General features: G+C 68.6%; 20 protein-coding genes. 18 read left to right on the top strand and 2 right to left on the bottom strand.

What is annotated here, in order from left to right; genetic code table 11:
• Positions 1-46: 46 nt before the first annotated feature.
• Complete coding sequence (gene purL / locus Q0326_RS03760; protein WP_298687258.1) at positions 47-2,245, bottom strand: phosphoribosylformylglycinamidine synthase subunit PurL; 2,199 nt, start codon at positions 2,243-2,245, stop codon at positions 47-49.
• A gap of 142 nt (positions 2,246-2,387) precedes the next feature.
• A complete protein-coding gene (locus Q0326_RS03755) occupies positions 2,388-2,792 on the bottom strand; it encodes a hypothetical protein (protein ID WP_298687256.1) in 405 nt (134 codons plus the stop codon).
• A gap of 161 nt (positions 2,793-2,953) precedes the next feature.
• On the opposite strand from Q0326_RS03755, the gene Q0326_RS03750 reads away from it, so the two are divergent.
• The 18 genes from Q0326_RS03750 to ftsA all read left to right on the top strand — a co-directional run bounded on the left by Q0326_RS03750 (position 2,954) and on the right by ftsA (position 21,862).
• Positions 2,954-3,949 (top strand): cysteine synthase A, encoded by a 996-nt coding sequence (locus Q0326_RS03750; protein WP_298687254.1) that lies wholly within the window; start codon positions 2,954-2,956, stop codon positions 3,947-3,949.
• A gap of 20 nt (positions 3,950-3,969) precedes the next feature.
• Positions 3,970-4,278, top strand: coding sequence for a hypothetical protein (locus Q0326_RS03745; protein WP_298687252.1), 309 nt, complete (start codon positions 3,970-3,972; stop codon positions 4,276-4,278).
• A 383-nt stretch (positions 4,279-4,661) separates the two neighbouring features.
• Positions 4,662-5,102: a division/cell wall cluster transcriptional repressor MraZ gene (locus Q0326_RS03740; protein ID WP_298687250.1), complete on the top strand. Its 441-nt coding sequence runs from the start codon at positions 4,662-4,664 to the stop codon at positions 5,100-5,102.
• Complete coding sequence (rsmH, locus tag Q0326_RS03735; protein WP_298687248.1) at positions 5,099-6,130, top strand: 16S rRNA (cytosine(1402)-N(4))-methyltransferase RsmH; 1,032 nt, start codon at positions 5,099-5,101, stop codon at positions 6,128-6,130. Before Q0326_RS03740 ends, rsmH begins: the two co-directional genes overlap by 4 nt.
• On the top strand, positions 6,130-6,633 hold the full coding sequence (locus Q0326_RS03730; RefSeq protein ID WP_298687246.1) for a hypothetical protein: 504 nt from the start codon (positions 6,130-6,132) through the stop codon (positions 6,631-6,633). Before rsmH ends, Q0326_RS03730 begins: the two co-directional genes overlap by 1 nt.
• A complete protein-coding gene (locus Q0326_RS03725; protein ID WP_298687244.1) occupies positions 6,630-8,381 on the top strand; it encodes a penicillin-binding protein 2 in 1,752 nt (583 codons plus the stop codon). The genes Q0326_RS03730 and Q0326_RS03725 overlap by 4 nt, the downstream gene beginning before the upstream one ends.
• A gap of 8 nt (positions 8,382-8,389) precedes the next feature.
• Entirely contained in the window at positions 8,390-9,844 is a 1,455-nt protein-coding gene (locus Q0326_RS03720) for a UDP-N-acetylmuramoyl-L-alanyl-D-glutamate--2,6-diaminopimelate ligase (RefSeq protein WP_298687241.1), read from the top strand.
• 100 nt (positions 9,845-9,944) lie between these two features.
• Positions 9,945-11,318 carry a UDP-N-acetylmuramoyl-tripeptide--D-alanyl-D-alanine ligase gene (murF, locus tag Q0326_RS03715; protein WP_298687239.1) on the top strand — a complete coding sequence of 458 codons (1,374 nt, stop codon included), beginning with the start codon at positions 9,945-9,947 and terminating at the stop codon, positions 11,316-11,318.
• On the top strand, positions 11,318-12,388 hold the full coding sequence (gene mraY, locus Q0326_RS03710) for a phospho-N-acetylmuramoyl-pentapeptide-transferase (protein ID WP_298687237.1): 1,071 nt from the start codon (positions 11,318-11,320) through the stop codon (positions 12,386-12,388). Before murF ends, mraY begins: the two co-directional genes overlap by 1 nt.
• The gene (gene murD, locus Q0326_RS03705; protein WP_298687235.1) at positions 12,385-13,749 is read left to right on the top strand and encodes a UDP-N-acetylmuramoyl-L-alanine--D-glutamate ligase; all 1,365 of its coding nucleotides are present in this window, start codon (positions 12,385-12,387) and stop codon (positions 13,747-13,749) included. The genes mraY and murD overlap by 4 nt, the downstream gene beginning before the upstream one ends.
• 2 nt (positions 13,750-13,751) lie before the next feature.
• Positions 13,752-14,960 (top strand): putative peptidoglycan glycosyltransferase FtsW, encoded by a 1,209-nt coding sequence (locus Q0326_RS03700; protein ID WP_298687233.1) that lies wholly within the window; start codon positions 13,752-13,754, stop codon positions 14,958-14,960.
• Positions 14,942-16,090 (top strand): UDP-N-acetylglucosamine--N-acetylmuramyl-(pentapeptide) pyrophosphoryl-undecaprenol N-acetylglucosamine transferase, encoded by a 1,149-nt coding sequence (locus tag Q0326_RS03695; protein WP_298687231.1) that lies wholly within the window; start codon positions 14,942-14,944, stop codon positions 16,088-16,090. Before Q0326_RS03700 ends, Q0326_RS03695 begins: the two co-directional genes overlap by 19 nt.
• Entirely contained in the window at positions 16,087-17,514 is a 1,428-nt protein-coding gene (gene murC, locus Q0326_RS03690; protein WP_298687229.1) for a UDP-N-acetylmuramate--L-alanine ligase, read from the top strand. The genes Q0326_RS03695 and murC overlap by 4 nt, the downstream gene beginning before the upstream one ends.
• Positions 17,511-17,711: a hypothetical protein gene (locus Q0326_RS03685; protein ID WP_298687227.1), complete on the top strand. Its 201-nt coding sequence runs from the start codon at positions 17,511-17,513 to the stop codon at positions 17,709-17,711. Before murC ends, Q0326_RS03685 begins: the two co-directional genes overlap by 4 nt.
• A 110-nt stretch (positions 17,712-17,821) precedes the next feature.
• On the top strand, positions 17,822-18,700 hold the full coding sequence (gene murB / locus Q0326_RS03680) for a UDP-N-acetylmuramate dehydrogenase (RefSeq protein WP_298687225.1): 879 nt from the start codon (positions 17,822-17,824) through the stop codon (positions 18,698-18,700).
• Positions 18,697-19,641 (top strand): D-alanine--D-alanine ligase, encoded by a 945-nt coding sequence (locus Q0326_RS03675; protein ID WP_298687223.1) that lies wholly within the window; start codon positions 18,697-18,699, stop codon positions 19,639-19,641. Before murB ends, Q0326_RS03675 begins: the two co-directional genes overlap by 4 nt.
• A complete protein-coding gene (locus tag Q0326_RS03670) occupies positions 19,638-20,591 on the top strand; it encodes a cell division protein FtsQ/DivIB (protein ID WP_298687221.1) in 954 nt (317 codons plus the stop codon). The genes Q0326_RS03675 and Q0326_RS03670 overlap by 4 nt, the downstream gene beginning before the upstream one ends.
• A gap of 11 nt (positions 20,592-20,602) precedes the next feature.
• On the top strand, positions 20,603-21,862 hold the full coding sequence (gene ftsA / locus Q0326_RS03665; protein WP_298687219.1) for a cell division protein FtsA: 1,260 nt from the start codon (positions 20,603-20,605) through the stop codon (positions 21,860-21,862).
• The last annotated feature ends 78 nt before the right edge of the window (positions 21,863-21,940 follow it).

Here is a 21,940-nt window from a genome sequence, read left to right as displayed (position 1 = left end):
TCAACATTTCCTTCGCCTCGCCGTCTCGCGGGAAGGGCCTGCGTCGCTATGCCAATGCCGCGTCGGCGCCCATCAGCGTCGGGAAGAAGTCCTCGTGCGCGCGGCGGAGGTCGGCGAGCGGGATGCCGTACACCGCCGACCGGTCGATTGTCCGCCCGATCCGGACAGCGCCTTCGATCTCGATGCCGGACGGGACCGTCACCAGATAGCGGCCCTGGTCTTCGCCGAACGCCTGCGCGGCGGACAAGGTGTCCAGCTCTGCGCCGATCCCGCCGGCGAGCGCCATCTCGGTCGCCGCGACGAGCAGGCCGCCATCCGAGACGTCGTGCACCGCGGTCACGCGGCCTTCGAGGATCAGGCGCCGTATCAGTTCGCCCGCCTGGCGCTCAGCCGCCAGATCGACCGTCGGCGGCGCCCCTGCCTCGCGGCCGAGGATTTCGCGCAGATAGAGCGACTGGCCGAGATGACCGGTCGTGCCGCCGATGAGCAGGATATCCTCCCCCGCCGCCTTGAACGCGATCGTCGCCGAGGTCGACCAGTCCGCCAGCAGCCCGACGCCGCCGATCGCAGGCGTCGGCAGGATCGCCGACCCACCGCCCGTCGCCTTGCTCTCATTATAGAGCGAGACGTTGCCCGACACGATCGGGAAGTCGAGCGCGCGGCAGGCATCGCCCATGCCGTCGAGGCAGCCGGTAAGCTGCGCCATGATCTCGGGGCGCTGCGGATTGGCGAAGTTGAGGCAGTTGGTGATCGCCAGCGGCGTCGCCCCGACGGCGGACAGGTTGCGATAGCATTCGGCAACCGCCTGCTTGCCGCCCTCATAGGGGTCGGCATAGCAATAGCGCGGGGTGCAGTCGGTGCTCATCGCGAGCCCCTTCTGCGTGCCGTGGACCCGCACCACCGCGGCGTCGCCACCCGGGCGCTGCACGGTGTCTGCGCCGACCATATGGTCATACTGTTCCCAGATCCAGCGCCGCGAGGCGATGTCGGGGGAGCCCATCAGCTTGAGCAGATCGGCGGCGATGTCGGTTGATTCGGGAATGTCACTGAGCGGCGCCACGCCGGCCCAGGCCTGATACGCTTCCCTGGAGGCGGCGGGGCGGTCGTAGAGCGGCGCCTCGTCGGCGAGCGGGCCGAGCGGGATGTCGCACACGGTCTCGCCGTTCCAGGTAAGTACCATGCGGCCGGTGTCGGTGACCGTGCCGATCACCGCGAAATCGAGCTCCCACTTGCGGAAGATCGCCTCTGCAAAATCCTCGCGACCGGGCTTGAGCACCATGAGCATCCGCTCCTGGCTTTCGCTCAGCATCATCTCGTAGGGCGTCATGCCGGTCTCGCGCTGTGGCACCGCGTTCATGTCGAGCGCGATGCCGACGCCGCCCTTGCTCGCCATCTCGACCGAGGAGGAGGTGAGGCCGGCGGCGCCCATGTCCTGGATCGCGACGATCGCGTCAGAGGCCATCAGCTCGAGGCACGCCTCGATCAACAGCTTTTCTGTGAACGGATCGCCGACCTGGACGGTCGGCCGCTTGGAGTCCGAATCCTCGCCGAAGTCGGCCGAGGCCATGGTGGCGCCGTGGATGCCGTCGCGTCCGGTCTTGGAGCCGACATAGACGATCGAATTGCCGATCCCCGAGGCGGCCGAATAAAAGATCTTGTCCTGGTCCGCCACGCCGACGGTCATCGCGTTGACCAGGATGTTGCCGTCATAGGCCTTGTGGAAATTGACCTCGCCGCCGACCGTCGGCACGCCGACGCAATTGCCGTAGCCGCCGATGCCGTGGACGACGCCGGCGATCAGGTGGCGCATCTTGGGATGGTCGGGCCGGCCGAAGCGCAGCGCGTTGAGATTGGCGATCGGCCGCGCGCCCATCGTGAACACGTCGCGCAGGATGCCGCCGACCCCGGTCGCGGCGCCCTGATAGGGCTCGATGTAGGAGGGGTGGTTGTGGCTCTCCATCTTGAAGATCGCCGCCTGGCCGTCGCCGATGTCGATCACGCCGGCATTCTCGCCGGGGCCGCAGATCACATGAGGGCCCTCGGTGGGCAGCTTCTTCAAATGGATGCGGCTCGACTTGTACGAGCAATGCTCGGACCACATCACCGAGAAGATGCCGAGCTCGGTGAGATTGGGCTCGCGCCCGAGCGCGTGGAGCACGCGGGCATATTCCTCTTCGGAGAGCCCGTGCTGGGCGACGATCTCGCCGGTGATCGTCTGGGCGGTGATGGCGGGGGCGTTCGTCATGCCGCGAGCCGATAGCGCGGAGGCGCGGATTAGGGAAGGATGGCGTTAGCGGCTTTGCAGGCGTGGTGGCTTTGCGCGCGGCTCAAGAAAAAGGCCGGCGAGATCGTCGCCGGCCTGGGTGTTTCAGGAAAAGCCGCCGCGCTTATTCGGTGTCGCAGCTCTGTGCAGGCTTGCCCGGCAGCGTGACCTTGACCGAAGACGCCGTCTGCGAGCCGTCGATCACATAGCCGCCGTCCGCCGTCATCGGCTTGCCGGCCGCGTCAGCCTTGACGATCGTCGGCGGGCTGTCCTTCTTGAGATGGACGCCGGCGCTCTTGCCGTCCGAATAGAAGTCGACGAACACGACGCTGTTGTCGGCGCAGCGCAGCGACTTGGTCGCGGCGATCGACGGCGGCAGCGAGACCGGCTTGGCGGTCGCCAGCTGGGTCTTCATGTCGTCGGTCTCGTCGGCGCCGATGTTGGTCGGCTGGTTGTTGCACCCGGCGAGCGTGAGGAGGAGGAATCCGGCGAGAGCCGGGGCGGCGCGGAGCGTGAGGGGGGTTCGCATAGCGATCCCGCTGATCGACAACCCAGGCGCGCCCGTCAAGCGCGTTGTGCGCTGCATCACGTTTTCCTGCGACAGATGGTTGCGGTGCGGTCATCAGGCGGTTGGGCGGCCCCAAGCAAAGCTGCGTTGCCGCCCGCGCAGGCGCCGCCTATGTCGGCGGCATGACTTCCATCGCGCGCGATGCGCTTTCGCTGATCGGCAACACGCCGCTCGTCCGCCTCGCCGGTCCGTCCGCGGAGACCGGCTGCGAGATCCTGGCCAAATGCGAGTTCATGAACCCCGGCGGGTCGGTCAAGGATCGGGCCGCGCTCGCGATCATCGAGGATGGCGAGGCACGCGGACTGTTGAAAGCAGGAGGCACGATCGTCGAGGGCACCGCGGGCAATACCGGCATCGGGCTCGCCTTCGTCGCCAACGCCAAGGGCTATAAGACGATCATCGTCATCCCCGAGACGCAGAGCCAGGAGAAGAAGGACACGCTGCGCGCGCTGGGTGCCGAACTGGTCGAGGTGCCGCCGACCGCCTATTCCAACCCCGCGCATTATGTTCACACCTCGCGCCGCATCGCGGAGGAGACGCCCGGCGGCTTCTGGTCGAACCAGTTCGACAACACCGCCAACCGCATGGCGCATATCCGCACCACAGCGCCAGAGATCTGGGCGCAGACCGGCGGCGCGATCGACGGTTTCATCTGCGCCTGCGGGACCGGCGGCACGCTTGCCGGCGTCGGTCTTGGGCTCAAGGCCGAGAAGGATGGCGTGACGATCGCGCTTGCCGATCCGCATGGTGCTGCACTGTACAGCTATTACGCCTGCGGCGAGCTCGCGGCCGAGGGCAGCTCGGTCGCCGAGGGGATCGGGCAGAGCCGGATCACCGCGAATCTCGACGGTGCGCCGGTCGACGCGCAGTTTCGCATCTCGGACGAGGACGCACTGGTCTGGGTGCACCGGCTGCTGGCCGAGGAGGGCCTGCATGTCGGCCTGTCGTCGGGGATCAACGTCGCGGGTGCCGTTGCGCTCGCCAAGGCGATGGGGCCGGGCAGGACGATCGTCACGATCCTGTGCGATTCGGGGATGCGTTATCTCTCGACCCTGTCCAATCCGACGTGGTTGCGCGCAAAGGGGCTTACCGTGCCGCCGTGGCTGGAGCCGCGCTGACGCCTGCGCTAGGAAGGCGCGTGGCCGACGACAGCGACCTTCCTCCGCGTGATCCCCGCGATGCGGCGATGCAGCGCGTGCGCGTCGGGTTGACCGGGCTCGCCGCGGTCTTCCTGCTCACGCTGCTCGCCGCCTCGATCCTCGGCATGCTCGGCCAGGACGAGCCGCGGGGTGCGCGCCTCGCCAATGGTGCCGTCGCGGCCAATGCTGCAGCGGAGCCGCCCAAGGAACCGCTCGCCGAACTTGGTGTCGCGCCGGGCGGCCCGCCCGCCAAGGTGGCGGCTGCGACCGTGCCGCCCGCCCAGCGACCGACGACCCCGCACCACTGATTCGCGGCGCCGCGCACCGCGCTCGCCTCGTGCATACTATCCGGCGACACGGCTCGATTGCGCGTGACGCTTTCAACACACTTATCCACAGCCCTGTCTAAAGAACAAAGTGGGAATAACCCCCATTTTGAGCCGTTCCTCCTAATTCGTCGACCAAAGTCTTCCGAGAAATACACACGAAAACCCATGCAAACCCATTGAAGCCCATGTCTATCCCATGATACCCCCACGGGGTCCGCAAGGAGGCCCTCGGGGAGCGGGGGTTCTTCGCATTGCGGAACGGTGACGGGGGCAAGCGCGTCGCCAAGGGGTTTGGTTTGAACGTCGGGTACCTCTTTCAAGGCCATGCGCTGAACGCGGTGGACGCGAAGGGACGGGTGTCCGTGCCGGCCAGCTTCCGTGCGCTGATCGAGAAGCGCGCGCTCGCCCATGAGCAGAATGCCGACAATATGCTGATGATCGGGGAGCATGCCGGTGGTGCCTGCCTCACCGCGCTCGATGCGATCGCCTCTGCCGAATTCGACGAACAGCTGCGCGACAGCGTCGCGGACCTCCCCGCTGCCGAGCGGATGGTCGCGCTCGAGACCGCGCGCGTCGACGCGTTCGGCAGTCTCGATCCGGTCAAGTTCGATAGTGCCGGGCGGATGGTGCTGTCGCCGATGTTGCGGGCGCTCGGCGAGATCGAGGACTTCGCCTTCTTCCTCGGTGCCGGCTCGACGATCCAGATCTGGAACCCGCTCAAGGCGCTGGCCGCGTTCCCCGAAGGCTCGCGCAACCGCAAGGTGCTGGCCTTCCTGCTCGCCGAGCGGGGGATCTCGGCATGAGCACCACGCCTGCCGAGGCCCAGCTGATTGCCGATGCGCCGCACATTCCCGTGCTGCTCGACGAGGTGATGGCCGCGCTCTCCGTCCAGCCGGGCGAAACGCATGTCGATGGCACGTTTGGCGCCGGCGGGTATACGCGGGCGATCCTGGCGGCCGGCGCGGCGCGCGTATTCGCCTTCGATCGTGATCCCGACGCGATCGCCGCCGGGCGCGCGCTCGAGGCCGAAAGCGGTGGCCGGCTCGTGCTGGTCGCGGAGCGTTTCTCGCGCATGCGCGAGGCGCTCGCCGCGCTTGGCGTCGACAGCGTCGACGGCGTCACGCTCGACATCGGCGTGTCATCGATGCAGCTCGACCAGGCGGCGCGGGGTTTCTCCTTCCAGGGCGACGGCCCGCTCGACATGCGGATGGAGCAGGCCGGCACGAGTGCTGCCGATTTCGTCAACGATGCAGACGAGGCAGAAATCGCCGACGTCATCCATCTCTACGGCGAGGAGCCTCGTGCCCGCCGGATCGCGCGGGCGATCGTCGCGGCGCGGCCGCTGACGCGCACCGGCGAGCTGGCCGATGTCGTCCGCCGCGCCATGGGTCATCATCCCGGCATGCCCAAGGATCCCGCGACGCGGACCTTCCAGGCGATCCGCATACACCTCAATCGCGAGCTTCAGGAGCTCGAAGAGGGGTTGACGGCCGCCGAGGCGTTGCTTGCGGACGCCGGCCGGCTCGCGGTGGTGAGTTTCCACAGTCTCGAGGATCGCATCGTCAAGCGCTTCCTCAAGAGCCGCGGCGGCGGCATGGGCGCCGGTTCGCGCCATCGCCCGGAGGCGATCGCGGCGACGCCGCCAAGCTTCGAGGCGGTCTCGCGCGGGATCCGCGCGAGCGAGGCCGAGCAGCGCCGCAACCCGCGCTCGCGATCCGCGACGCTGCGCGCTGCACATCGCACCGCGATGCCGGCCTGGCCGCTTGAGCCCGCCGCGTCCGCCCCTGTTTCTTCCCACCACCCACCGCCCGCGCGCCGAGGAGCCCGATGATGATCGCGACACGTTTCAGGACAGTAGGGTGGGTGGCGAGCGTCGCCGTCGCCGCGCTCGGCTGCTACCTCGTGTCGTTGCGCGTCGCCGCCGAGCGCGCACAGGTCGCGCAGGTCGAGCACCGCCTGCTCGGCGACCGCGAGGACATCCGCTCGCTGCAGACCGAATTGCAGACGCGGAGCCGGCTCGTGCAGTTGGAGCGATGGAACGCCGACGTGCTGGCGTTGACCGCGCCCAAGGCGCACCAGTATCTGGCGGGCGAAATGCAGCTCGCCAGCCTTGCCATCACCGCGCCAACGGTGCCGACCGCTGGCGGCGATGCGGCGGGCCTGCAGGCGCCGGCCGAAGTCGCGCGCGTCGCCTATCATCGCGTCGAGGCACCGACCACGCGTCTGGTTCATTCGGTTTCGCTCGACCTTGACACACCGGCCGCGCGGCCGGTGCTGCGTCGCGCCAGCCTGATCACCTATCTGGACGCGGACGGGAAGACATCGCGGCCGTGACCGGCCTCGTCGCGCGCCCGGATCGGGTCCGGCTTGCCGGCCAGCGCCAGCAGTCGCTGGCGCTCGTGCATTTCCGCCTGATGGTGGTGATGCTGCTGTTCCTCGGCGTCGTCGGCGTTATCGCGCTCCGGCTTCTCTACGTCTCGATCTTCGTCGGTGGCGCCGCTGCGACGCCCGCGGCCGACGGCCTGCTGCCGGCGCGTGGCGACATTGTCGATCGCAACGGCGTGCCGCTCGCCACCACCATCCAGGCCTGGTCGATCGGCATCCATCCCCGGCAGCTCGTCAACGATCCGATGGAGGTCGCGCAGAAGCTCGCTCAGCTGATGCCCGAGCATAGCGCCGCAGACTATTTCGCGATGCTGCGCGCGAAGAAGAGCTTCGTCTATCTGCGCCGTCGCGCGACCCCCGAACTCGTCGCCCAGGTCAACGCGATCGGTGAGCCGGCGCTTGCGCTCGCGCAGGAGCCCGAGCGGCTCTATCCGCAGACGACGCTCGCCGCGCACGTGCTCGGCTGGACCGATATCGACGGGCGCGGCGTGTTCGGCATGGAGCGCGTGCTCAACAACCGGCTGCTCGATCCCGCCAAGCGCGGCGTGCCGGTGTCGCTGTCGATCGACACGCGCGTGCAGGCGGCGCTCGAGGAGGAGCTGTCGGCGGCCAAGGACAAGTTCACCGCCGCGGCCGGCTCGGGGCTGGTGATGGACGTGCGCACCGGCGAGGTGGTGGCGATGGTGTCGCTGCCGACCTTCAACCCCAATGATCCTGGCGCGACGGGTCTCGATTCGCTGCGCAACAACGTCACCCAGTCGGTCTACGAGCTGGGCTCGACCTTCAAGCCGATCACCATCGCAAACGCGATCGAGAGCGGCGTCGTCACCTCGATGGGCAAGCGCTACGACGCGACCGCGCCGCTCAAGATCGGCCGCTTCACCATCCATGATGACGAGCCGGCAGGCCGCTGGCTCGACATTCCCGAGATGATGGTCAAATCGTCCAACATCGTGACCGCGCGCATCGCGGACGAGCTCGGCCAGGCGCGCGAGACGGCGATGTTCGACAAGCTCGGATTTCATGCGGCACCCGAGATCGAGCTCAAGGCCAAGGCCAAGCCGCTCTGGCCGGGTTATTGGGGCCGTACGACGGTGATGACGGTCGGCTTCGGCCACGGCATCGCGGTGACGCCGCTCAATCTCGCGATCGCCTACGCCGCGATGGTCAATGGCGGCACCTATCACCCCGCGACGCTGATCAAGCGTAGCGCCGACAACCCCGTGCCGACCGGTCACCGCGTGATTTCGGAGACGACCAGCGCACGCGTGCGCCAGCTGCTCCGCCTCGACGTGATGCCGGCGTCCGAGGGTACGGGCCGGCGCGCCGACGTTCCCGGCTTCCGCATCGGCGGCAAGACCGGCACCGCCGAGAAGGCGCAGGCGGGCGGCTACAACAAGAAGCTCAACGTCTCGACCTTCGCGGGCGTCTTCCCGATGGACGATCCCAAATACGTCATCATGATGACGCTCGACGGCCCGCACGGCACCGCCGACACCTATGGCAAGACGACGGCGGCCTGGGTGGTGGGTCCGGCGATCGGGCAGGCGATCGCCCGCATCGGACCACTGCTCGGCGTCGTCCCCGACACCAGCCACGACGTCGACGAGAGCGACCTGCTGCCATTGCTGTGGCACCCCGGCATTTCCAAGCCCAAGCTGACCGGTGCGGCCGCCGCCGCCCACGACAAGGACTGATCGCGGACATGAAACTGGGCGACCTGACCGACGGACAGACCGACGAGGCCGCCGCCGCGCGTGTCACCGGCTGCGCGATCGACCACCGCAAAGTGGCCCCCGGCACCGTGTTCGGTGCGTTCCGGGGCCTCGCCCGCGACGGCGAGGATTTCATCGCCGGCGCCGTCCAGGCGGGGGCGGTGGCGGTTGTCGCGCGACCTGAAGCCCGCGTGCCCGGCCCCGCGGTCCATATTGCCGACGCCGAGCCCCGGCGGGCGTTCGCCCGGCTCGCCGCCCGCTTCTTCGCGCCCTTCCCCGAGACGGTGGTCGCGGTCACCGGCACCAACGGCAAGACCTCGACCGTCGAACTCACCCGCCAGCTGTGGCGGATGCGGGGGCTTAGCGCCGCCTCGATCGGCACGCTCGGGGTCACCACCACCGATGCCGACGGCAAGGCCGCGCAGGTCTCGACCGGGCTGACCACGCCCGACATCGTCACCTTCCTGTCCAACATGGCGGGCCTTCGGATGGAGGGCGTGACGCACGCCGCGTTCGAGGCCTCCAGTCATGGCCTTGCGCAATTCCGTACCGAAGGGCTGCCGGTGCGCGTTGCCGGCTTCACCAATCTCAGCCGCGACCATCTCGACTATCACGGCACGATGGCGGCCTATCTCGAAGCCAAGCTGCGGTTGTTTTCCGAGGTCGTCGATAAGGATGGTGCCGCGGTGGTGTGGGCCGACGACGACGCCTCGTCGCGGGTGATCGAGATCGCCGCCGAGCGCGGGCTGCGGTTGATCACGGTCGGCACCAGGGGCGACACGCTGCGGCTGGTCGAGCGCGTGCCGACCCAACTCGGCCAGACGCTGACGATCGAGGCGAGCGCGGAATTCGGTGGCGGCACGCATAAGGTCAATCTGCCGCTGATCGGCGCCTATCAGGCGGCAAACGCGCTGGTCGCGGCGGGTTTCGCGCTCGCGACGGGGGGCGCGCTCGGCGATGTGCTCGGCGGCGTGTCGCGGCTGCAGCCGGTGCGCGGGCGCCTCGAACGGGCGGTGATCACCGCCAAGGGCGCGCCGGTCTATGTCGACTATGCGCATACGCCCGACGGGCTGCAGGCGGCGATCGAAGCGCTCAAGCCGCATGCCGCGCGGCTGATCGTCGTGTTCGGCGCGGGCGGCGATCGCGACACCGGCAAGCGCCCCGAAATGGGCGCGATCGCCGCTGCGCAGGCCGACGTCGCGATCGTCACCGACGACAACCCCCGCTCCGAGGATCCCGCGGTGATCCGCGCGGCGATCCTGGCCGCCGCGCCGGGTGCGCGCGAGATCGGCGATCGCCGCGCCGCCATCGCCGCGGCGCTGTCCGAGGCAGGCGAGGGCGATGTCGTGCTGATTGCGGGCAAGGGTCATGAGGTCGGGCAAATCGTCGGCGACCGCATATTGTCGTTCGACGATGTCCAGGTCGCGCGCGAGTGCGCGGCGTGAGCGCCGCCTCGCCTCACCCCGTTCAGCATGGTCACCGCCGGCGTCCATGCGCCAGCGGTGACCATGCTTCGACTGCGCTCGGCACGAACGGATATCAGGCATGACGCCGCTCTGGACAGCCGCCGAGATTGCGGCGGCCACCGGCGGCACCGCGTCGGCCGACTTCCCCGTCTCGGGCGTCGCCTATGACTCGCGTGAGGTCGGCCCGGGTGACCTGTTCGTCGCGCTGACCGGCGAGAGCACCGACGGCCATCGCTTCGTCCCCCAGGCCATCACGCAGGGCGCCGCGGGCGTGATCGTGTCCGCGCCCTGCGACGCCCCGCACATCCGCGTCGCCGACACCACCGCCGCGCTCCACGCGCTCGGCGCCGCATCGCGGGCACGGACGACCGCCAGGATCATCGGCGTCACCGGGTCGGTCGGCAAGACCGGGACCAAGGAGGCGCTCTTCGCCGCACTCGACCGCGGCATGCCGGGCGCCGCGCATCGCTCGGTCAAGAGCTATAACAACCATGTCGGCGTGCCGCTCAGCCTCGCGCGCATGCCACGCGACGCGCGGTTCGGCGTGTTCGAGATGGGCATGAACCATGCCGGCGAGCTCGACGCGTTGACCCGCTTGGTCCGTCCGCATGTCGCGCTGATCACCGCGATCGCCCCGGCCCACTCCGCCTTCTTCTCTGGCGAAGAGGCGATCGCCGATGCGAAGGGCGAGATCTTTCGCGGGCTCGAACCGGGCGGCACCGCGATCATCCCCTATGACAGCCCGCATTATGAGCGTCTCCGTACCGCCGCCGCGGCCCATGCGGCGCAGATTGTCACCTTCGGACGCAGCAGACAGGCTGACGTTCACGCCACGGAAGCGATGCGGAGCCCGCACGGGACGCTGATCAACGCGGTGCTGCCGGGTGGCCAGCTCACCTTCACGCTGGCGATGCCGGGCGAGCATTGGGTGTCGAACGCGCTGGCGGTGATCGCCGCGGTCGCCGCCGTCGGGGGAGACCTTGCCGCCGCCGGGCTGGCGCTTGCCGAAATGGCGGGTCTTCCCGGACGCGGTGCACGACGGCATGTCGCGCTGCCGGGCGGCGAGGCGCTGCTGATCGATGAAAGCTATAATGCGAACCCCGCCTCGATGGCGGCAACGATCCGTGAACTCGGTCACGAACCCGCGACCCGCAAGCTCGCGTTGCTCGGCGAGATGCGCGAATTGGGCTCCGGGTCGGATGACTTCCACGCCGCGCTCGCGCAGCCACTGATCGATGCCAAGGCCGAGATCGCGATCCTCGTCGGCGACGGCATGACGCCCCTCGCCGAATCGCTTGCCGGGCGGATGGCGGTCGCGCATGTCCCCGACGCCGCGACCGCGCGGGACCGACTGGCGGAGATGCTCCGCCCCGGCGACGCGGTGCTCGTCAAGGGATCCAACGCCATAGGGCTCGCCCGCGTCGTCCACGCGCTGGCGGGGGACATTTTCTAATGCTGTATCTGCTCGCCGATCATCTGGGTTTTCCCCACGCGCTCAACCTGGTGCGCTACATCACCTTCCGCGCGGGCGCGGCGGCGCTGACCGCGCTGTTCCTCGGGCTGATCATCGGGCCGCGCTTCATCGGCTGGCTGCGCATTCGCCAGGGCAAGGGGCAACCGATCCGCCTGGACGGCCCTCAGACCCACCTTGCGAAGCGCGGCACGCCGACGATGGGCGGCCTGATGATCCTGACCAGCCTCGTCGTCTCGATGCTGCTGTGGATGGACCTCACCAACCGCTATACCTGGGCGGTGCTGTTCGTGACGCTGGGCTTTGGCGCGATCGGCTTCATGGACGATTACGACAAGGTCAAGAAGCGCAGCCACAAGGGTGTCTCGGGCAAGGTGCGGCTGGCCGCCGAGTTCCTGATCGCGGGCATCGCGAGCTGGCTGATCGTCCACATGAACGGCACCGAGCTTTACGTGCCCTTCTACAACGGGCCCGTGATCAACCTCGGCTGGTTCTACATCCCGTTTGCGGCATTCACGATCGTCGCGTTCGGCAATGCGGTAAACCTCACCGACGGGCTCGACGGCCTGGCGACGATGCCGGTGATCATCGCCTGCCTCGCCTTCTTCGTGATCACCTATCTCGTCAGCAACGTGAAGTTCGCGCATTATCTCGGCATACCGCACGTGCCCGGCGCGGGCGACCTGACGATCATCTGCGCCGCGATCATCGGCGCGGGGCTCGCCTTCCTGTGGTTCAACGCGCCGCCCGCCGCGGTCTTCATGGGTGACACCGGCAGTCTTGCGCTCGGCGGCGCCTTGGGCGCGATCGCGGTGGTGGCGCATCACGAGATCGTGCTGGGGATCGTCGGCGGGCTGTTCGTGGTCGAGGCGATGAGCGTGATCATCCAGGTGTTCTTCTACAAGCGCACCGGCAAGCGCGTGTTCAAGATGGCGCCGATCCACCATCATTTCGAGCAGATCGGCTGGTCCGAACCGACCGTGGTCATCCGCTTCTGGATCGTCGCCTTCGTGCTGGCGCTCGCCGGCCTTGCCACGCTGAAACTGCGGTGATCACCAACCCGGCCTTCGCGGGCAGGCGCTATGCGGTGCTCGGGCTGGCGCGCTCGGGGCTGGCGACGGTGCGCGCTTTGGTCGAGAGCGGAGCGCTGGTGACGGCATGGGACGAGCGGGCCGAGGCGCGCGCGATCCTGACCCCGGGCGCAACGCTCGGCGATCCGATGGCGATCGACCTGACCGGCTTCGACGGCATCGTCGTCTCGCCTGGCGTGCCGCTCAACACGCATCCGATCGCCGAGAGGGCGCGCAAGGCGGGCGTGCCCGTGATCGGCGACATCGAACTTTTCGCGCAGGCGCGCGCCGCACTTCCGGCGCACAAGGTGGTCGGCATCACCGGCACCAACGGCAAGTCGACGACGACCGCGCTGATCCACCATATTCTCGTCACCGCGGGCGTGCCGACGACGATGGGCGGCAATATCGGGCTGCCGATTCTCGGGCAGGCACCGCTCGCCGCAGGGGGAGTCTATGTGCTCGAGCTGTCGAGCTTCCAGATCGACCTGACCCACAGCCTAGCCTGCGACATCGCGGTGCTGACCAACATCACCCCGGACCATCTCGATCGCTATGCGGGCTTCGACGGCTATGCCGCGTCCAAGGCGCGGCTATTCGCGATGCAGGGATCGGGGCAGGTGGCGGTGATCGCTACCGACGACCAGCCCAGCGCCGATCTCGCGCATGGGTTGGCGATCCCACCGGCCGCACCGCTCGCACTCGATGGCGCGTTCGGCGCGAAGATGCCGCTGCCGATGCCGCCGGCTTCGCCCACCGTTGTTCCGGTCTCGGCGCGCGACGCGGGCGACCAGTCGGCGTGGCCCGCGCTCCAGGGGCCGCACAATGCGCAGAATGTCGCGGCCGCGGTCGCGGTCGCGCGGCTGCTCGGCATTGCCGAGGCGGCGATCACCCAGGGACTGCGCTCCTATCCCGGTCTGCCGCACCGCATGGAGCGTGTCGCCGAGGTCCATGGCGTCCTCTACGTCAACGATTCGAAGGCGACCAACGCGACCTCGGCGGCGCCCGCGCTCGCCGCCTATCCCAAGGTTCATTGGATATTGGGCGGCCGCCGCAAGACCGACGAGCTCGATTCCTGCGCGCCGCATTACGGCCATGTCGTCGCCGCCTACACGATCGGCGAGTCGGCCGAATTCTATGCGCAGCTGCTGCTCGAATCCGGCATCTATGCCCGCAACGTCGGTACGCTCGAGGCGGCGGTGCGCGCCGCGGCGATGGTCGCGCGCGCGGGCGAGACCGTGTTGCTGTCGCCGGCGTGCGCGTCCTACGATCAGTTCAAGGATTATGAGGCGCGCGGGGACGCGTTCAAGGCGGCGGTTGTCATGCTGGGAGACCGGATGTGAAGATGGAGCCCGCGTCCGGCCGCAAGGGTCGTTTCCGCCGCGGCAAGCCGCCCCGGCTCGGCCGCGCCGATCGCTCGCCGCTCGGCCGCTGGTTCTGGGAGATCGACCTCGTCCTGCTCGCGCTGGTGACGGTGCTGATCGGGATCGGCCTGATCGCGGTCGCCGCTGCCTCGCCGGCCGCGGGCGTGCGCTATTCGGACGGCGCGGTCGTGTTCCCGCCGCTCTATTATTTCTACCGCCAGTGCCTGTGGCTCGCGGTTGGCATCCCGGTGATGTTCGTCGTCTCGATGCTGCCCAAGGAAATCGCGCGCCGGCTGTGTCTCGTCGGCGCGGCGGTGTTCGTCCTCGCGCTCGCGGCGACGCCGATCCTCGGCCACCAGATCAACGGCGCCAGGCGCTGGATCGGCGTCGGAATCGCGCAGTTCCAGCCGTCCGAATTCCTCAAACCCTTGTATGTCGTGGCGCTCGCCTGGCTGCTGTCGCTCAAGCAGCATGACCGCACGCTGCCGGTGGTGCCGATCAGCTTCGTCGCGACCGCGGCCATCGCGGGCATCCTGATGAAGCAGCCCGATTTCGGCCAGACGATCATGTTCCTCCTGATGTGGACCGCGCTGCTGACGCTCTCGGGCGCGCCGATGAAAGGGCTGGCGGCGCTCGCCGGGCTCGGCATCGCGGCGGTGATCTCGGCCTATCTCTTCTATTCGGTGGCGCGGCTCAGGATCGACAATTTTCTCTTCCAGTCGGGCGACACCTATCAGGTCGACTCCGCACGGCGCACGCTGATGCACGGCGGGCTGTTCGGCACCGGGCCGGGCGCGGGGACTATGAAGTTCAAGCTGCCCGAGCCGCATACCGACTATATCTTCTCGGTGATCGGCGAGGAGTTCGGGCTGATCGCCTGCCTCGCGATCGCGCTGATCTATGTCGCGATCATCGTGCGCGTGTTCGTCAAGCTGCTCGACGAGGAAGACAGCTTCATCCTGCTCGCCGCCGCCGGTCTCGCCACGCAGTTCGGCGCGCAGGCGATCATCAACATGGCGGTCAACCTGCAGCTCGCACCCTCGAAGGGGATGACGCTGCCGTTCATCTCCTACGGCGGCTCGTCGATGATAGCCCTGTCGATGGGCTTCGGCCTGCTGCTGGCGTTCACGCGCCGGAACCCGTATCTGACGCGGTCTCCCTATGTCGTGACATGGAACAAGCCGCGGTGAAACGCCTCTTCCTGCTCGCTGCCGGTGGCACCGGTGGCCATATGATCCCGGCGCATGCGCTGGCCGAGGAGCTGATCCGGCGCGGCCATGCGGTCGCGCTAGTCACCGACGCGCGCGGCGCGCGCATCCCCGGGCTGTTCGCGGGTGTCGACGTCCATGTCCTGCCGGCAGGACGGCTCGGCGGCGGCGTGCTCGGCTGGATCAAGGCGGCGAAGGGCATCTGGCAGGGGCGGACCGCGGCGCGCGGGCTGATCCGCGACCTCGAACCGGTCGCGGTGGTCGGCTTCGGTGGCTATCCCGCATTGCCGACGCTGCTCGCCGCGCTGTCGCTCAAGCTGCCGACCGCGCTGCAGGAGCAGAATGCGGTGCTCGGCCGCGTCAACCGGCTGCTCGCGCGGCGAGTGAAGGTGCTCGCCACGGCGTACCGGCAGGTCGACCGCGTGCCCGCCAGCGTCATGCCCGTCGTCGTCGGCAATCCGGTCCGCGCCGAGGTGCTGGCGCTGCGCGACCAGCCCTACCCGCCGCTCACCGAGGACGGCATCTTCCGCCTGCTCGTCACCGGCGGCAGCCAGGGGGCCAGCATCCTCTCGACCGTTGTTCCCGACGCGCTGGGCCTGCTGCCGATCGCGCTGCGCCACCGGCTCCAGGTCACCCAGCAGTGCCGTCCCGAGGACATCGAGCGCGTCCGCGCGCGCTATGCCGAGCTCGACATCCCCGCCGACTGCGCGACCTATCTCGGCGATCTGCCCGAGCGGCTTGGCTGGAGCCATTTGTTCGTCGGCCGCTCGGGCGCGTCGAGCATCGCCGAGCTGACCGCGGCGGGCCGTCCCGCGATCCTGGTGCCGCTGCCCTCCGCGATGGACGATCACCAGACCGCCAATGCGCGCGAGATGGCGGCAACCGGTGGCGCCGCCTCGATGCCGCAGGGGACGTTCACCCCGCAACGGCTCGCCAAGCAGATGCAGAAGATGGCGCTCGAGCCCGGCGCGCTCGAAAATGCCGCGACGCGCGCGCGCGATGCGGGCTATCCGCACGCCACCCGCGATCTTGCCGACCTCGTCGTCAATCTCGCCGGACCCACTCCGAGCCCGATCGGGCCCGTACCCCAGTTCAAGGAAGCATTTGCGTGAAGGGCGTCGCCACCGACATCGGCACCATCCATTTCATCGGCATCGGCGGCATCGGCATGTCGGGCATCGCCGAGGTGATGTGCAATCTCGGCTACACCGTGCAGGGCTCGGACGTCGCCGAAAGCTATGTGATCGACGGCCTGCGCAAGCGCGGGATCAAGGTGATGATCGGCCATGACGCCGCCAATCTCGGCGATGCGGCGGTGGTCGTTACCTCGACCGCGATCAAGCGCGGCAATCCCGAGGTCGAGCTCGCGCTCGAGACCCGCGTGCCGGTGGTGCGCCGCGCCGAGATGCTCGCCGAGCTGATGCGGCTCAAGTCGACCGTCGCGGTGGCGGGCACGCACGGCAAGACGACGACGACGTCGATGGTGGCCGCTTTGCTCGATGCGGGCGGCGTCGACCCGACCGTGATCAACGGCGGCATCATCAACAGCTATGGCTCCAATGCACGGCTGGGCGCCTCCGACTGGATGGTGGTCGAGGCCGACGAGAGCGACGGCTCCTTCCTGCGGCTCGACGGCACCTATGCGATCGTCACCAACATCGATCCCGAGCATCTCGACCATTATGGTTCGTTCGACGCGGTGAAGGACGCGTTCGTCGAATTCGTCGAGAACGTCCCCTTCTACGGTGCCGCGCTGCTGTGCCTCGATCACCCGGAAGTGCAGGCGATCCTGCCGCGCGTGCGCGACCGCCGTATCGTCACCTACGGCTTCTCGGCGCAGGCCGACGTGCGCGGCGTCAATGTGATGCCGATCCCGGGCGGCAACCGCTTCGAGACGATCATCCGCCACCGCGACGGTACGGTGCGCTCGATCGAGGGGATCGAATTGCCGATGCCGGGCCGCCACAACGTCTCCAACGCGCTCGCCGCGATCGGCGTCGCGCTCGAACTCGGTGTCTCCGACGAGATCATCCGTACCGGCTTCGCCAAATTCGGCGGGGTCAAGCGGCGCTTCACCAAGGTCGGCGAGGTCGATGGCGCGACGATCATCGACGACTATGGCCACCATCCGGTCGAGATCAAGGCGGTGCTCTCGGCGGCGCGCGAAGGCGCCAGGGGGCGCGTCATCGCGGTCGTCCAGCCCCACCGCTTCAGCCGGCTGCGCGATCTGATGGACGACTTCCAGCAGGCGTTCAACGATGCGGACGTCGTCTACGTCGCCCCCGTCTACGCCGCGGGCGAGCAACCGATCGAGGGTGTCGATGCCGCCGCGCTGGTGCAAGGGCTGCGCACCCGCGGGCATCGCAATGCCGCCGAGATCGCCGGCGCCGACGCGCTCGCGGACGAATTGGGGGCGACACTGCGTCCCGACGATATGGTGATCTGCCTGGGCGCGGGCGACATCACCAAATGGGCTGCCGGTCTCGCCGCAGCGATCGAGGGTCAGCGCGCCAAAGTGTCGGAGCCGGCGGAATGAACCAGCATCCGTTCATGGGCTTTGTCGCATTCCAACAGGAGGTGCTGCGCTTCCAGAAGCGCCAGCTCGATCTGATGGAGACGGCGCTCAAGGCAGGACAGGACGAGGTCGCCTTCCAGAAATCGGCGCATGAGGCGGCCGAGGCGGGCATCCAGGCGTGGCAGAATTGGATCGCGCTGTGGTCGCCCAAGGGATGAGCGCGGTTCCTGCAAAATCCCCGTTCGTCCTGAGCGACGTCGAAGGACGCGTTGCAGGCGTTGCGCCCGAAGCCCGCACGTCGACGTCGCTCAGTGCGAACGGCGAGGGAATGGCGCTGCGTGGCTCCATCGAACCCCGCGCCAGCCTTGCCGACTTCATCTGGTTCCGCACCGGCGGCGCTGCCGACTGGCTTGTCCGCCCCGCCGATGTCGAGGATCTCGCCGCCTTCCTCGCTGCGCTCGATCCGGCGGTGCCGGTGATGGCGGTGGGCGTCGGCTCGAACCTGATCGTCCGCGACGGCGGTGTCGCGGGCGTCGTCGTGCGGCTGCCCAAGGCCTTTGCGAAAGTCTCGATCGAGCCTGGCCACCGGGTGCGCTCGGGTGCGGCCGCGATGGGCATCACCGTCGCCTCCGCGGCGCGCGACGCGGGTATCGCCGGGCTCGAGTTCCAGCGCGGCATTCCCGGTGCGATCGGCGGCGCCGTGCGCGGCAACGCCGGCGCCTATGGCCGCGACATGACCGACATTCTGATCGAGGCGACCGTCGTCACGCGGAGCGGCGCGATCGAGGTCTGGACGGCCGACCGCTTCGGCTATTCCTACCGCCATTCGGCACTGCCCGATGGCGCGATCGTCGTCGAGGCGCTGCTGCAGGGCGGGGCGGGCGACCCCGCTAAGATCGGCGCCGAAATGGACCGCATCGCCGCCGAGCGCGAGGCGTCGCAGCCCCTGCGCTCGCGCACCGGCGGCTCGACCTTCAAGAACCCGGCCGGTGACAAGGCCTGGACTCTGATCGACGCCGCGGGATGTCGCGGGCTGACGATCGGCGATGCGCAGGTGTCAGAGAAGCACACCAACTTCCTGCTCAACCTCGGCGCCGCCAGCGCGGCCGATATCGAGGCGCTGGGCGAGGAGGTGCGGCGTCGCGTGCTCGCACACAGCGGCGTCGAACTCGAATGGGAAATCCAGCGCGTGGGTTCGGCGACGTGAGCGACGTAAAACCTCTCCACGTCGCCGTCCTGATGGGCGGCTGGTCGGCCGAGCGCGAGGTGTCGCTGACCTCGGGCCGCGGCGTCGCCGCCGCGCTCGACAAGCTCGGCCACCGCGTCGTCGCGATCGACATGGCGCGCGATGTCGCCACCAAGTTGACGCTGGCCGCGCCCGACGTCGTGTTCAACGCGCTGCACGGCACGCCTGGCGAAGACGGCTCCGTGCAGGGGCTGCTCGACATCATGGGACTGCCTTACACGCATAGCGGCCTCGCCACCTCGGTGATCGCGATCGACAAGGAGCTGACCAAACAGGCGCTCGTCCCCCACGGCATCCGCATGCCTACGGGCAAGGTCGTCGCCAGCGAGAGCCTGTACGCGGCGGATCCGTTGCCGCGGCCCTATGTGCTCAAGCCCGTCAACGAAGGCTCGTCGGTCGGGGTCGCAATCGTCACCGATGCCGGCAATTACGGCAATCCGATCGGTCGGGACAGCGAAGGCCCCTGGAAGCAGTTCGACCATCTGCTCGCCGAGCCGTTCATCCGCGGCAAGGAGCTGACCGTCGCGGTGCTCGGCGATGCCGCGCTCGCCGTCACCGAGCTGGTGATCGACAGCGGCTTCTACGATTACGAGCATAAATATACCGATGGGGTGACCACCCATGTCTGCCCCGCCGCGATTCCCGAGGACGTCGCCGCCGCCGCGATGCGGATGGCGGAGGAGGCGCATCGGCTGCTCGGCTGCAAAGGCTGCTCGCGCTCGGATTTTCGCTGGGACGACGAGCAGGGGGTCGAGGGCCTCTATCTGCTCGAGGTCAACACCCAGCCGGGCATGACGCCGTTGAGCCTCGTTCCCGAACAGGCGCGACACGTCGGGATGAGCTATGAGACGCTGGTCCAGCGGCTGATCGACGAAGCGGTGGGGCGGGGGACGGAAACGTGAGCGAACGCGCGCGGATCAGGCGAGGCGCCCAGCCCAGGCAAGCCCGCACGCCAGCGGTGGCGCGGCGCGGCGCGGCGGCGGCCAATGCGCGCGCGAAACAGGTCACCGGTCGTGCGCTGGCGATCAGCCCGCTGCCTGCCGCCGAGCTCAAGAACTGGCTGTACCGGCTCGCCGCTCTGATCGTCGCGCTGGCGATCGTCGCGACCGCCTTTGCGCTGCATCTGCCGCAGTTCGTCGGCGCCCAGCTCGGCGAACTTGCCGGCAAGGCGGGGTTCTCGGTCAAGCGCGTGGAGATTCAGGGCATCCACCATATGGACCGGCTGCCGGTCTATTCGGTCGCGCTCGACCAGAATTCGACCGCGATGCCGCTCGTTGACCTCGGCCAGATCCGCGACAAGCTGATGCAATATGGCTGGGTCGCCGACGCACGCGTCTCGCGCCGGCTGCCCGACACGCTGCTCGTCGACATCGTCGAGCGCCAGCCGTCCGCGATCTGGCAATATCAGGGCAAGCTTAGCCTGATCGACAAGGATGGCGTCGTCCTGCAGGCGGTCGATCCGCAGGCGATGCCCGATCTGCCGATCGTGATCGGGCCGGGCGCCAATCTGCACGCGACCAGCCTCGCCGGGGTGATGGAGGCCGCGAGCCGGCTCAAGCCGCTGGTTGCGGGCGCGAGCTGGGTCGGCGACCGGCGCTGGGACATCCGCTTCAACAGCGGCGAGACGCTGGCGCTCCCCGAAGGCGACCAGGCCGCCAAGGATGCCTATGCGAAGTTCGACCGGATGGACCAGGCCGCGCGGCTGCTCGGCCAGGGTTTCGTGCATTTCGACATGCGCTTGCCCGGCAAGACCGTCGTCCGCGTCAGCCAGGAGCCCGGCCACCAGATCGGCGATCCCGCCGTCACCGCGCCCGCCACCCCGCCGGCCCCGGCGGGAACCGACGCCATTTAGGGCTCAAGGGAATGGCGCAAGGCCGCAACGACAAGCTCATCACCGCCCTCGATATCGGCTCGTCCAAGGTCTGCGCGCTGATCGCGCAGCTGAACGAGACGGGTGAGCTGACCGTGCTCGGCACCGGCCAGCGCGAGAGCCGCGGGGTCAAGCGCGGCTATATCGCCGACATGGAGCGCACCGAGGTCGCGATCCGCGAGGCGGTCGAGCAGGCCGAGCGCATCGCCGGGGTCAATATCGAGCAGGTCTGGGTGGGTTTCTCCGCCGGCGGCCTGGTCAGCCGCGTCGCCTCGGTCGAGGTCGAGCTCGGCGGACACCGGATCGAGCAGGACGATATCGACGACCTGCTCGATGCGGGGCGCAATTCGATCGACCCCGAAGGGCGGATGGTGCTCCACGCGCAGCCGACGCTCTACACGCTCGACGGCGTGCAGGGGGTCAAGAAGCCGCTCGGGCTCCATGCCGACCGGCTCGGCGTCGACATCCACGTCATCGCCGCGGATTCGTCGCCGGTGCGCAACCTCGACCTGTCCGTGCGATCCGCGCATCTTGCGGTCAAGGCGATCGTTGCCGCACCGATCGCGACCGGTCTCGCCTGCCTCTCCGACGAGGAGCGCGAACTCGGCGTCGCGCTGGTCGAGCTCGGTGCGGGCGTCACCAACGTGTCGCTGTTCGCCGGCGGGATGCTCGTGGGTCTGGCGGCGATACCCTATGGCGGGTCCGACATTACCGACGATATCGCCTCGGCCTTCGGTACGCGTCGCAGCCAGGCCGAGCGGATCAAATGCTTCTACGGTTCGGCGACGACGAGCCCGCGCGACAATCACGACATGATCGACGTCGCGCCGATGGCGGGGGTCGAAGAGGGGGCGGAGCCGCAGCGGATCACGCGCGCGCAGCTGATCTCGGTGATCCGCCAGCGGCTGGACCTGTTGTCGACGGAGATCGCCGCGGCGCTCAAGCAGCTCGGCTTTGCCGGGCCGGTCGGGCGGCAGGTGGTGCTGACCGGTGGCGGCGCCGAGCTCAAGGGCATCGCCGACTATATCCAGGGCGTGCTCGGCCGTGCGGTGCGCGTCGGCCGGCCGCGCGGGCTGACCGCGCTGCCCGAGGCGCATTCGGGGCCGGCCTTCGCGACGCTGACCGGCCTCGCCCTCTATGCAGCGTCCGACCCGGTCGATCTGCGCGGTGCGGATTCGCCCGGTGCCACCGAGCGCCGGACGCCGAGCGGACTGGTCCACCGCCTGATCGCAGCGTTCCGGAGCGGATATTGAGTCTGCCGCGCCACGCGACTAAGAAATATGTGGATTGTTAATATTTTTGCGTGCGTCGGGGCGCTGCTTTTGGCAAGC

This window comes from uncultured Sphingomonas sp. (assembly GCF_937859915.1).
Taxonomy (GTDB): domain Bacteria; phylum Pseudomonadota; class Alphaproteobacteria; order Sphingomonadales; family Sphingomonadaceae; genus Solisphingomonas.
Note: the sequence above shows the minus strand (reverse complement) of the source record. Positions and strands in the feature narration are given on the sequence as shown.